10 protein-coding genes and 1 rRNA gene are annotated in these 12,338 nt (G+C 46.8%); all 11 read right to left on the bottom strand.

The window, feature by feature from the left end; translation table 11 throughout:
- Positions 1-228 (bottom strand): 16S ribosomal RNA (locus FYJ66_RS08395); the annotation flags it as partial.
- A gap of 571 nt (positions 229-799) precedes the next feature.
- Positions 800-2,425: a chaperonin GroEL gene (gene groL / locus FYJ66_RS08390; protein ID WP_154573062.1), complete on the bottom strand. Its 1,626-nt coding sequence runs from the start codon at positions 2,423-2,425 to the stop codon at positions 800-802.
- Positions 2,426-2,490: 65 nt separating this feature from the next.
- Entirely contained in the window at positions 2,491-2,772 is a 282-nt protein-coding gene (locus FYJ66_RS08385) for a co-chaperone GroES (protein WP_154573061.1), read from the bottom strand.
- Between the two features lie 326 nt (positions 2,773-3,098).
- Entirely contained in the window at positions 3,099-4,232 is a 1,134-nt protein-coding gene (gene buk, locus FYJ66_RS08380; RefSeq protein ID WP_154573060.1) for a butyrate kinase, read from the bottom strand.
- Between the two features lie 82 nt (positions 4,233-4,314).
- Positions 4,315-5,436, bottom strand: coding sequence for an acryloyl-CoA reductase electron transfer subunit beta (gene acrA, locus FYJ66_RS08375; protein WP_154573059.1), 1,122 nt, complete (start codon positions 5,434-5,436; stop codon positions 4,315-4,317).
- Between the two features lie 16 nt (positions 5,437-5,452).
- The gene (gene acrB, locus FYJ66_RS08370) at positions 5,453-6,253 is read right to left on the bottom strand and encodes an acryloyl-CoA reductase electron transfer subunit gamma (protein ID WP_154573058.1); all 801 of its coding nucleotides are present in this window, start codon (positions 6,251-6,253) and stop codon (positions 5,453-5,455) included.
- A gap of 20 nt (positions 6,254-6,273) precedes the next feature.
- Positions 6,274-7,416, bottom strand: coding sequence for an acyl-CoA dehydrogenase family protein (locus tag FYJ66_RS08365; RefSeq protein ID WP_154573057.1), 1,143 nt, complete (start codon positions 7,414-7,416; stop codon positions 6,274-6,276).
- 61 nt (positions 7,417-7,477) lie between these two features.
- Entirely contained in the window at positions 7,478-8,479 is a 1,002-nt protein-coding gene (locus FYJ66_RS08360) for an NAD(P)-dependent oxidoreductase (protein WP_154573056.1), read from the bottom strand.
- A gap of 102 nt (positions 8,480-8,581) precedes the next feature.
- Positions 8,582-9,826 (bottom strand): CaiB/BaiF CoA transferase family protein, encoded by a 1,245-nt coding sequence (locus tag FYJ66_RS08355; protein ID WP_154573055.1) that lies wholly within the window; start codon positions 9,824-9,826, stop codon positions 8,582-8,584.
- Positions 9,827-9,913: 87 nt separating this feature from the next.
- Complete coding sequence (locus FYJ66_RS08350) at positions 9,914-11,029, bottom strand: 2-hydroxyacyl-CoA dehydratase subunit D (RefSeq protein ID WP_154573054.1); 1,116 nt, start codon at positions 11,027-11,029, stop codon at positions 9,914-9,916.
- Positions 11,030-11,032: 3 nt separating this feature from the next.
- Positions 11,033-12,292, bottom strand: coding sequence for a 2-hydroxyacyl-CoA dehydratase subunit D (locus tag FYJ66_RS08345; protein WP_154573053.1), 1,260 nt, complete (start codon positions 12,290-12,292; stop codon positions 11,033-11,035).
- Positions 12,293-12,338: the final 46 nt, after the last annotated feature.

The raw sequence follows: 12,338 nt of genomic DNA, 5'->3' as shown, positions 1-12,338 counted from the left end.
AATCTTTGACCGGATCAACATGTGTTGTTCCGGTTTCATGAGGTATTATTCATCGTTTCCAATGGCTATCCCTCTGTGTGAGGCAGGTTGCCTACGCGTTACTCACCCGTCCGCCGCTGTCCATTCTCTAAATCCTCCGAAGATTCATTAAAGAATTTCTCGCTCGACTTGCATGTATTAGGCACGCCGCCAGCGTTCATCCTGAGCCAGGATCAAACTCTTTATAATTTGTATCTAAAGCCTTTCGGCATTTAAATCGATCCTGATTTCAGATCTGACGCTTTGCGCTCGATCTCGTTTCGAAATCATTGTTTTAAAGAATTGTACGCGAACCATTTGACTTACCATCTCATGATTGCTATGTACATTGTCTTAAGTCTGTATTGCTACAGTTCTTTCGACTGGTTTCTTTGTACTATTTAGTTTTCAATGTGCTGTTGCCGCTCCGTGCGACAGCTTGTTTATTATACGGCTTCGCTCGCCTTTAGTCAAGAACTTTTTTCGATTTTTTCAAATCTTTTTTATTTCTTAACTTTTCGGACCCATAATTCCGAACAATTTGCGGTTTACTCACCGTGGACGTTTATTATAGCAGAAACAACTGCTGATGGAAACCCCTATTTTTATTTTTTCCATCTCTTCCCTTTGTGTCCCTTTCATTGCAAAGTGGTAAAGGTCCCAGCGTTCATCGCTCTTCTGCACCATGAAAAAAGCCAGGCCTGCGACATTCGTTATATGCCGCAGACCTGACTTCTTTTTTTCTTAATGACTTAACAACTTAATCAGCTAATTAGCCGGATTACATCATACCGCCCATGCCACCTGCAGGCATTGCTGGTGCTGGTGTTTCTTCCTTAATCTCTGTAATGCCAGCCTCTGTTGTCAGGAGCATTCCAGATACGCTGGCTGCATTCTGCAGTGCGGATCTTGTAACCTTTACAGGGTCTACGATTCCTGCCTGAATCATGTTTACATACTCGCCTGTAGCTGCGTTGAATCCTACGCCAGGCTCAGACTCCTTAACTTTTGCAACTACAACGCTTCCTTCGCATCCGGCGTTTTCTGCAATCTGTCTTACTGGCTCTTCCAGAGCTCTCAGTACGATTCTTGCACCTGTCTTCTCGTCGCCTTCCAGTGAATCAGCGTATTCTGCAACTGCACCCAGTGTGTTAATCAGAGATGTACCACCACCGGAAACAATTCCTTCTTCAACTGCTGCTCTTGTAGCATTAAGAGCGTCTTCCAGTCTCAGCTTCTTCTCCTTCAGCTCAGTTTCAGTTGCTGCACCGGCCTTGATAACTGCAACTCCGCCCATGAGCTTAGCCAGTCTCTCCTGAAGCTTCTCTCTGTCGAAGTCAGAAGTTGTGTTTTCGATTTCAGCTCTGATCTTGTCTTCTCTTGCCTTGATCTCGTTCTTGTCTCCCATGCCGTTGACAATTACAGTGTTGTCCTTGTTAACCTTAACTGTAGCTGCTCTTCCCAGCATGTCCACTGTTGTATCCTTCAGCTCGTAGCCCAGCTCTTCGCTGATAACTGTACCACCTGTAAGGATGGCAATATCTTCCATCATTGCCTTTCTTCTGTCGCCGAATCCAGGTGCCTTTACTGCAACTACATCGATAGTTCCTCTCAGCTTGTTTACTACCAGTGTAGCCAGAGCCTCACCCTCAACATCATCAGCAACGATCAGCAGCTTTCTGCCGCTCTTCATGATGTCCTCCAGCAGAGGAACGATTTCCTGAATGTTGGAAATCTTCTTATCTGTCAGCAGAATGTATGGGTTGTCCAGAACAGCTTCCATCTTCTCATTGTTTCCGGCCATGTATGGGGACAGGTATCCTCTGTCGAACTGCATACCTTCAACAACTTCCAGGTTTGTATCCAGAGATCTGCTTTCCTCAACGGTGATTACTCCGTCCTTGCCTACCTTGTCCATAGCCTCGGCGATCATTTCACCGATTTCCTTATCGGCTGCGGAAACAGATGCAACCTGAGCGATGCTGTCCTTGTCGTTTACGTGTACAGCGCTTTCCTTCAGCTTCTTTACTGCAACATCTACTGCTCCGTTGATTCCTCTCTTCAGGATCATTGGATTTGCCCCTGCTGCAACGTTCTTGAATCCTTCTCTTACGATGGACTGAGCCAGTACTGTAGCAGTTGTTGTACCATCACCGGCAATATCGTTAGTCTTTGTAGCTACTTCCTTGACCAGCTGAGCACCCATGTTCTCGACCTGATCCTCCAGCTCGATTTCCTTGGCAATAGTAACACCATCGTTTGTGATCAGCGGGGAACCGTAAGACTTCTCGATCAGTACGTTTCTTCCCTTAGGTCCAAGTGTGATCTTTACTGTATCTGCCAGCTTGTCCACACCTGCCAGCAGTTTTCTTCTAGAATCCTCTCCGTAATGAAGTTCTTTAGCCATTTATTTGCCTCCGTAAAAAAATATTTTCTATTTAATACCAGTATTTCGAATACTGGACGTTTTCACTAGTCTGTGATAGTTGCCAGAATATCCTTCTGATCAACAATTGTATATTCCTCGCCATGGCACTTCAGGTCTGTTCCTGCATACTTTGAATATACTACGATGTCGCCTACTGCTACTTCCATCTTTACATCTTCTGTTCCAGGGCCTACTGCAACAACCTCTGCCTCCTGTGGCTTCTCCTTTGCATTGCCGGACAGAATCAGTCCGCCCTCTGTCTTCTCGATAGCCTCAAGCTTCTTGATAACAACTCTGCTTCCCAGTGGCTTGATACCTACACTCATTACATACCTCCATAGATCCGTAGATCTTCTCATATCTTATGCAATTAATATTATTTTGCAATTTCTGTTGCTCCGGAACGCAGATTTTGAAAAAATTCATTCACAGTGCTTCATCTGTAGAATCCTCTGCGTTACGGGTCGTCCCATTTGTTAGCACTCAATATTCTCGAGTGCTAACCCACAATCAATATTCTACTCATGGTCTCCCCTTCTGTCAACAAAAATGGAAACGTAGAATGTGAAAATATCTTCACTAAAAAAGCTGCCGCGGATTTCTCCGTGGCAGCTTCGGGCACTGGAAAGCCCAAATCATCCGCAGTATATATTTATATGTGATACCTTCTGGAATGATAGCCTTTGAATACCGGAACTCCTGTGTACGTGAGGATTTCCTGGCGGCCGGTCAGAGCTCTGTAAGCTCCGGAAGCCAGTGCTTCCATTTCCATTTCCCCTGGCTTGATCCATACCGGCGCCAGCCACTCCACGTAATCTTTAAGCATTCCGGTAATATACTCACTTCTGGACATGCCTCCGGTAATAAGGATTCCATCCACATGTCCTTTCAGTACTACGGCGCACTCTCCTATATATTTGGCAACCTGGTATATCATACCGTCGAAAATGAGAGCGGCATATCTGTCGTTTTCCTCTGTAATCCGCCGTTCGATTTCCTGGACGTCGTCAGTACCAAGCTGATCGATAAGGCCTCCTTTTCTGGTTAGCCTTTCTTCCAGCTGGTCATAGGAATACTTGCCGCTAAATGCCATTTTCAGGATTTTTGTTGTGGGGATACTTCCAGCTCGTGTAGGAGTCATCGGTCCGTCACCTGCCAGCACATCGTTGCTGTCAATCATTTCACCCTTCCTGTGAGCTGTTACTGATATACCTCCGCCCATATGCACCACTATGAAATTGCAGTCTTCGTAAGTGAGATTATTCTCTCTGCAATATTCTCTTGCCACCGCTTTCTGATTAAGGCAGTGTACTCGGCTTTCTCTGTACACTCCTTTCAGACCTGAAATCCTGGCCACATCCTGGAATTCATCTGTGTCAGGAGGATCTACAGTGAAGCCCCGGCCGCCGTATTTGTTAACCAGCCTCCTGCAGATCTGAGCTGCCAGCATGGCCGGGTGGTGGACGCCTGCCGCAGCTGTCTCGCAATCATAAATTAATTTTTCATTAATACGGTAAACACCGCTCTTGCATGAAAGCATACCGCCTCCGCATCCCACGAAGGCATCGACCTGGTCAAGCTTTACCTCATTTTGCTGACAAAGTCTCTCAACCAGCAGTGTCCTGTAGCCCAGCTGAGACTGTATGGTTTCAAAACGGGCCATTTCACTGCTGTCGTGGTAGATTCTCTCTACGAACACCTTCTGCTCGTTCATGAATACTCCCACCTTTGTAGATGTGGAACCGGGATTTATTACTACTATTCTGTACTTTTTTTCCTGCTCCATTATCTCCACACTTTCATGCATTCTCTGTTTAAATAGTCATATGGGGCCGTCATCAGTTCAGATGCCGGCCCTGTTTGTGCTGCTAAGCTTCCTTTGCAGCCTTTGCTTCTCTGATAGAATCGATGAGCAGCGGCACTACCTTGAAAAGGTCACCGCAAATTCCGTAGTCTGCGATTTCGAAGATCGGTGCTCCATCGTTCTTGTTTACAGCGATAATGTACTCTGAATCCTGCATTCCAGCCTTATGCTGAATAGCTCCGGATATTCCCAGGGCAATGTAAACCTTAGGATGAACGGTTTTTCCTGTCTGTCCTACCTGGTGATCAGCACTTATCCATCCTGCATCAACACAGGCACGGGATGAACCTACAACTCCACCAAGCTCGTCAGCCAGCTCCTGGGCAAGAGCAATTCCGCCTTCAACATCCTTGGCAATACCTCTTCCTACTGACACGATGTAGTCGGCACCAATCAGGTCTACCATCTTCTTTGCAGCCTTCACTACCTCTACTACTTCTGTTTCGATGTCATCAGCAGACAGGGCGAATTCAGGATGAACAAGCTGAACAGACTGAGCTTTTTTCTCATCAAACTCTCTCTTCTGCATTACGCCTGGACGTACTGTTGCCATTGCAGGGCGGAAGCGAGGGCATACGATAGTTGCCATCAGGTGTCCGCCGAAAGCCGGTCTTGTCATCTTCAGGTTTTTGTTAACATCGAAGAGTCTGCTCTCGAAGTTCATTCCATCCACATCCAGAGAAGATCCGGTTCTCAGGAAATTCACATATCCGTTCAGATCTACGTCCAGGTGAGTGCAGTCTGCGCACAGGCCGGTGTGCAGTCTTGCGGCACAGCGAGGAGCCAGGTCTCTTCCGATGTTGGAAGCTCCGAACAGGAGAATCTCAGGCTTGTATTCTTCTACCATGTCGCAGATGACCTTTGTATATCCTTCTGTTGTGTAGTGCTTCAGAAGAGGGCTGTTGCAAACTATTACTCTGTCTGCACCGTATCCGCCGATTTCATTTGCAATGTTGTCAACATTGTCTCCCAGCAGAATTCCGCAAAGGTCTACACCCAGCTCATCCGCCAGTTTTCTTCCCTCCGAGATAAGCTCAAAGGTTGTATTCATCATTTTTCCGCCGCGCTGCTCACAGAAAACCCATACGTTCTTGAAGGCAGCTATATCAGCACTGTTATAAGCCATTGTCTGTTCTCCTTCCTTAGATTATGTGCTTGTCCGTGAGTATCGAAACCAGTTTGTCTGTTGTCTCCTTGCCGGATCCTTCCAGCATCATTCCCACACCCTTCTGAGGCGGAGTGAATGACTTATAAATATTAGTAGGAGAACCTTTCAGTCCGATTGTAGTAGCATCAATCAGAGGATGATCTTTAAGGGCGTTGTAGTCCATTACGTGCATAGGCATTTCGTAGCACTCTTCTGTTCCCAGAACTGACATGTATCTTGGAGTGTTCAGTTCCTTAATACATGTAATGAGACATGGAGTCTGGACTTTGATGGTCATATATCCATCCTCGAGGATTCTCTTGACTGTAAGAGTTCTTCCATCCTTCTTTATCTCTCCAGCATATGTTACCTGAGGAATGTGGAGCTTCTCTGCGATCTGAGGTCCTACCTGAGCTGTGTCTCCGTCGATTGCCTGACGTCCTGCAAGAACAATGTCTTCCTCACCAAGGCCATATGTATCAATGGCTGCTGCGATAATCTGAGATGTTGCGTATGTATCGGATCCTCCGAATTCTCTGGCAGTAACCAGAACAGTTTCATCAACGCCCATTGCCATCAGCTCTCTCAGCATGTCTTCTGCAGGCGGTGGTCCCATTGTGAATGCTACAACCTGGCATCCCAGGTGATCCTTCAGTGTCAGTGCAGCCTCGATTGCGTTCAGATCATCAGGGTTGATGATTGTCTGCATGGAAGCACGGTTAAGTGTTCCATCTGGGTTTACTGCTACCTTGCCGGAGGTATCAGGAACCTGCTTTACTGTTACAAGAATTTTCATAAGTCCTTTGCCTCCTTACTTTACTTCAAAAGATTGCTTGCGATTACGATCTGCTGTACCTGGCTGGTACCTTCGTAGATGCTGGTGATACGAGCATCTCTATAAAGTTTTTCAACCTTGTACTCCTTGATGTATCCGTATCCGCCATGGATCTGTACAGCCTTGTATGCACAGCGGTTAGCTGCTTCAGAAGCAAAATACTTGGCAATGGAGCATGCCTTGGACGCTTCATCGGATCCTGCGTCCTTCAGCTGAGCTGCGTGATATACCAGCTGACGGGCAGCCTCGATATCTGTTGCCATATCGGCTATCATGAAGCTTACACCCTGAAAATCAGCAATTGGACGTCCGAACTGTTTACGCTCTTTTGCATATTTTACAGATTCATCAAGACAAGCCTGTGCAATGCCCAAAGCCTGAGCAGCAACGCCGAGCCTTCCTCCATCCAGTGTCTTCATGGCTGTCTGGAAGCCCTTGTTGAGCTTTCCGATCAGGCAGTCCTTAGGAACTCTTACATCTTCCAGAACAACGTCGCTAGTTGGGTAACCTATGATACCCATCTTTTTCTCCGGAGCACCCAGAGATACTCCAGGAAGATGCATGTCCACAATGAACATGGAGATTCCCCTGGATCCCTTTGCGCTCAGATCTGTCTTTGCGAAAAGGATGCACCAGTCTGCCATAGGAGCACCTGAAATAAAGCACTTACGTCCGTTGATAACGAAATCATCACCGTCCTGAATAGCTGTGGTAGTTGTTCCACCTGCATCAGATCCGGCGCCTGGCTCTGTCAAGGCGAACACCAGAATCTTCTCTCCTCTTGCTACCGGCGGCAGATATTTTTCTTTCTGCTCTTTGCTGCCGGCAAGAAGCAGCGGGCCTCCGCCCAGAGAATTGGATGTGTTGGCGTAGAGTGCCAGTACTGCACTCTGTCTGGCAAACTCTTCATCCATCAGGCAGTAAGTGAGGTTATCACATCCTGCTCCACCGTATTCCTTAGGAATCTTAACTCCCATGAAGCCGTACTGGGCCATTTTCTTATGCATTTCCCAGTTGAACTCACCGGTCTCCTCCAGCTCATCAAGGATTTCCTTTGTGAACTCTGTTTCGGCGAACTGGCGGAACAGCTTCTGCTGCAGGGCATGTTTCTTGTCCAGAATCATATTTTCCTCCTAGTAAAAAATTATTTCCGGGTCCGGTTCAGGAACCCGGAACATAAAATCATTATGCTGGTATCTCGTGAGTAGATTTACCTTCTGTCAGGATCTCATAGATTGATCTGACACCACATTCTGCCATCTGTTCTCCTGCTTCCTTTGTGAAGAAGGCCATATGAGGTGTGTGGTATACGTTGCTGAAGGAGCGGAGATACTTAAGCTTGAAGTAAGGCATTCCCTCTGTTCTGATTATGTCATCGTTGTGCTCAACGTGGATGATACCAACCTCTCCAGGGAAGGAATCCATAAACAGTGCGCCGATCTTCTCTGATTCAATTCCTTCGATAATGGCATCTATATCCATCAGCTCGCCTCTTGCGTTATCTATGATTACTACTCCATCCTTCATCTTGGAGATAGCATCAGCATTCAGAGTCTTCTCAGTCTGAGGGAGAAGAGGTGTGTGAATGGTGATAACATCGCTCTCTCTGTAAAGAGTATCGTGATCAACATAGGTAGCGTATTTCTTTACTTCATCGCTTTCAAAGATGTCGTTTGCAAGGATCTTGCAGCCGAAGCTGGATAGCAGTTTGATTACTGTTGCTCCGATCTTGCCAGTTCCAATAACTCCAACTGTCATGGTTCTAAGTTCTCTTCCCATCTTGCCCTTCAGTGTAAAGTTATTGTCATTTGTGTCGTACAGTGCTTTTTTCTGTTTTCTGATGCACATCAGAATGGACATTACTGTGTACTCTGCCACTCCGTTAGGAGCGTATGATCCGTTACACAACTTGAATCCCAGCTTCTTGGCGTATTCTACGTTCATGTGGTTGTATCCTACGCAGCGGGATGCCAGAACCTTAACTCCATAGCTCTTCAATGTGTCCAGAACTTCATTGCTGTAAGTGCTCTGTCCCAGTGTTGTAACACCGTCTGCACCTTCTGCCATTGATACTGTAGACTCATCAAGATTCAGTCCTGTAATGTCTACATCAATTCCCAGTTTTTCACACAATCCCTTAATAACAGGCTCTTCATCAGGTCTAACTTCATAAGCAGCGATCTTCATAACAATCCTCCTCATATTACTTGATTCTCTATGAGATCTTTAAATTCCCGGAGACTTGGAAAGGGTTGGGGAAATCCTCCTCTCCGGGGCATCAATTATTGATTAATCCCTTAGTGCCGGGTCCATTGGAACTGCAGCACCATCGCTAATCATTTCAGCCACTTTTTCATCTGAGTATCCAAGTTCCTTGAGAACTGACTCAGTCTGCTCGCCCAGGTATGGTCCTCTGTTGTATTCAGGCAGTCCCATTTCCTTGAACATTACCGGCGGTCTTACGAGAGTACGCTTGTTTCCGTTGCTGTACTCCATTTCGTAGAAAATATCTGAAGCCCAGGCCTGTTTATCTACAAGCAGGGTATCCCAGTTCTGGGCTACTGCATAAGGCAGGTCCGCATCATCCAAAATCTTGCACCACTCTGCACAGTCTCTCTGAGCAAACTGATCTGAAATCCACTCTGAGAAGATTTTTCTGTTTGGAACCAGATTCTTCTGAGGATAAAATCTTGGGTCATCAGCCATCTCAGGATGTCCCATGGCGTTCATCAGAACAGGATAATGTCTGTCATACTGAGGCATTGCGATCTGCAGCCACTGATCGTCCTTCGTTCTGTAACACATTGTGAGAGGATTTCCGTTCTCCCATCTCTCCATCGGGAACTTACAGCTGTCTGATCCGTACTGGCTGGCCTGAAGCATCAGAGAAACATCCCATACCGCACTGTGGAACAGAGATACGATGACCTGATCTCCTTCACCTGTCATCTTTGCTCTGTACAGTGCAGCCAGAACTCCTGCTGCCAGGTTCATTGCTACCTGGTGATCTCCAAAGCCCTGTACTGTCAACATCGGAGTGCTCTTCTTGTCTCTCAGTGGTCCCAGAATTCCTCCGCGGGCATAGAATGCTGTGAAATCGAAGCCCGGCAGGTCCTTGTCAGGTCCCTTCTCTCCGTAGCCTGAAATATATCCCATTACCAGCTTTGGATACTTTGCATGGAGTGTCTCCCAGTCAAGTCCTGCTCTCTTGAGAGGGCCCTGACGCCAGTTGCAGATGAAGATGTCTGCTTCAGAAATCAGCTTCTCCAGTGCTTCTCTTCCTTCTTCCGTCTTTGTGTTCAGTGCCACGCAGCGCTTCCCGGCATTTTCCAGGTCATAGGAAGTATTTTCCTTCTGGTCCAGAGGCCTTCCCTCATTAACAGCAGTGTATCTCAGCGGATCGCCCTTAGGGGCCTCAACCTTGATAACGTCTGCTCCCAGATCTGCAAGGAAACGAGCCGTACATGGAGCGGCAATGAATGTTGCCATCTCTACGACCTTCACTCCTTCAAGAGGGCGCTTTACTTCACTCATTTCTTCCTCCTTTTAAGTTCCGGCACAGGCCGGATCACCAACTGTTATCTGAATTCCGGCAGGAACACCGGAATTTTCAAGTCTTCACTACATTGTCAGTACATCTCTGAAGGTTTCCAGATTTGTGCGAACCTGTTCAAACTCCTTCATCTGCCTGTCCACTTCTACCAGTGCCACCGGTATTCCCGCATCATCACAGGCTCTCTTGATCATCACGTAATCAAACTCTTCAGGGTCGCAGAACTTGGTCAGGACTACAATCAGGCCCTTTGCTCCTCTGGCCTTTGCCGTCTCAACGATCAGATTCGGTCTGTGCTTTTCCTGATCATAAAGGACGGAGCAGTCGTTCATGTCAGCAAACTTCTGAGCAAGATCCCTGAGAGGGTCATTGCCTTCAGGAGCATCTGTTCTGTACTGTCTAGTCTGAGCTGCCACGTCATCTGCAACGATGTGCATTCCCAGGTCATCGAAGATCTTGTTAAGTCCAGGAGCGTCTGTAAGAATTCCAGACACCATTACAGGGAGTTTTTCCTCTCCAGACTCGCTTCCTTTCAGATCTTCAATCAGCTGTTCCACAAGAGCGGTGTGTTCTTCTTTTTTCATGAAAAATGCGCTTTTGTAGATGTCACTTCTCTGGGCTGCAGTTACTTCAGGGTGAACAGCAAGGATTTCGTCCAGCTCTCTCATTACCTGATTGTGTCTGTTGTAGATCTTTATGGATTCTGCCAGCTTGTTTTCATCAAACTTGCCGCCTACCTTTTCCAGATCTCTGATTACTCTTTCATAACCTGCCATGGTGAACTTAATGCCATATTCAGGCTTTCTGTTCTGCGGATATGTCATTGGAATGAACGGAATTGATGGCACTCCGTATTTCCAGTTTTCTCCCAGGCACTTCAGAGTGTCGCAGAGAGAAGGAACTACCAGGGCATCTACGCCCTGATACTCACCAGTCATTCCCAGTTCCAGAATTGACTGAACTATGGAGCACATAAATGCAGGGAAGTATTCCTTTGCCCTGTTAAGTTCAATATCTGCTCCCCATGCACCCATAGGTACAAATCCCATAGAATGAATGATCTCCTCAGGGGTATACACAGGAGCTGTCAGAACAACTTTTTCTCCTGCAGCCAGATACTTGTCTTTCTGGGCCTTCGGAGATACAGCTACCTGATGGAATTTCTCAATTAGGTCTCTGTTCATTTTTTATTCTCCCTTCTCCTGTTTTGCCTGTTTGTTTGCTTCCATTATCTCCATGAGCCCCTGTACTCTCGTATCGTACTGGGCTTCAGAGAAGTTTCTCGGATCCGCCTGGTCTCCGTCGAAGCTTGCTACTGGAATGCCGCATGCTTCACCGATCTGGCGGCTCATCTCGTACATAAATCCGCTCCAGAGCTTACAGGATCTGTTTGTGTGAACCAGAAGTCCTTCAACGTGATTGTCCTTGCAAAGCTTGATACGTTTGTCTCTGGATTTCTCAAGATTTATTGCATTCGGTACAGAGCAGTAAGCTCTGATCATTTCATCGAAACTGTGATAGTCGAATCCGAAGGCATCTGCGTAGATGGTTGTGACCATGTTTATGCCTCTGTCCTTAAGGCCGTGAGATGTGACTCTCAGATATGGCCAGCATGCAATTCCTTCGAACATGATTCTGTATTTCTCTTCTGTGCGGAAGGTGCTCTTGCCGTTCTTGTGGTTGTCCTCATATTCTTTGAGAAGAGTTTCCATGGCTTCGCCGGCTTCCTTCTTGCCTCTGGCTGTTACCATTACTGCCATGTGATTCAGCAGGTCAAATCCGTTAAACGGTGAAGGAACATATCTTGCACACTCTGTAGCTGCCAGCCATGCTCTGCTGGACCTGCAGCTGAAGCCTGTAACTTCTTCAAATCTTTTGTCATCCCACTTAAGATCGAACAGTTTCTCAAGCTGATGGACTGCATCCCAGAACTGCGCTGTTACGTACTGAACTTCAGCATCTGACACTTCATAATCAGGATTGAACGGAATGTCCAGCATTATCATCGGTATGTTAAGTTCCTTGGAAAGGTTCTCGTACCACTTGATCATGCAGTTGCAGATGTTGTTGCAGCAAAGAAGCACGTCCGGCATTGCCACATCCTGCTCAGGACACTCTTTCAGTTTTGCATAGGCAAGGCTTACTCTGGCGTATGCGCAGATATCGTTGGAATAACCTTCTTCCTCTGCCACTGTGCACATTCTCTCGCCGGCTCCTCTTGCCGCAATACCTGCAGCCTGGTTCTCAGGGTATGCTGTAGCCAGTCCCAGGGTTTCAGGAATCTCCACAGGGAAATTACTGGAGACCCATGCCACTGGTTTTCCTGCCGCCTTTGCGGCAATTGCATCCTTGAATGCATCTCCTGCGATCTTTCCCAGCTTGTATTTAGCTGAGTTAGGATCCAGCGGTGGACGGGATTTCTTGACTTCTTTCTTTTCTTCAGCCATTTCAAATTCCTCCTGATGGTTAAGTACTTCAGATATGTTGATTGTT

The organism is Allobaileyella intestinalis (assembly GCF_009695865.1).
GTDB lineage: Bacteria > Bacillota > Clostridia > Peptostreptococcales > Anaerovoracaceae > Allobaileyella > Allobaileyella intestinalis.
The sequence above is the reverse complement of the archived record's forward strand: the minus strand, read 5'-3'. Positions and strand labels throughout refer to the sequence as shown.

Excerpts from the sequence above, each read along its gene's own strand:
- groL (WP_154573062.1), bottom strand. The coding sequence starts at position 2,425 with ATGGCTAAAGAACTTCATTACGGAGAGGATTCTAGAAGAAAACTGCTG.
- FYJ66_RS08385 (WP_154573061.1), bottom strand. The coding sequence starts at position 2,772 with ATGAGTGTAGGTATCAAGCCACTGGGAAGCAGAGTTGTTATCAAGAAG.
- buk (WP_154573060.1), bottom strand. The coding sequence starts at position 4,232 with ATGGAGCAGGAAAAAAAGTACAGAATAGTAGTAATAAATCCCGGTTCC.
- acrA (WP_154573059.1), bottom strand. The coding sequence starts at position 5,436 with ATGGCTTATAACAGTGCTGATATAGCTGCCTTCAAGAACGTATGGGTT.
- acrB (WP_154573058.1), bottom strand. The coding sequence starts at position 6,253 with ATGAAAATTCTTGTAACAGTAAAGCAGGTTCCTGATACCTCCGGCAAG.
- FYJ66_RS08365 (WP_154573057.1), bottom strand. The coding sequence starts at position 7,416 with ATGATTCTGGACAAGAAACATGCCCTGCAGCAGAAGCTGTTCCGCCAG.
- FYJ66_RS08360 (WP_154573056.1), bottom strand. The coding sequence starts at position 8,479 with ATGAAGATCGCTGCTTATGAAGTTAGACCTGATGAAGAGCCTGTTATT.
- FYJ66_RS08355 (WP_154573055.1), bottom strand. The coding sequence starts at position 9,826 with ATGAGTGAAGTAAAGCGCCCTCTTGAAGGAGTGAAGGTCGTAGAGATG.
- FYJ66_RS08350 (WP_154573054.1), bottom strand. The coding sequence starts at position 11,029 with ATGAACAGAGACCTAATTGAGAAATTCCATCAGGTAGCTGTATCTCCG.
- FYJ66_RS08345 (WP_154573053.1), bottom strand. The coding sequence starts at position 12,292 with ATGGCTGAAGAAAAGAAAGAAGTCAAGAAATCCCGTCCACCGCTGGAT.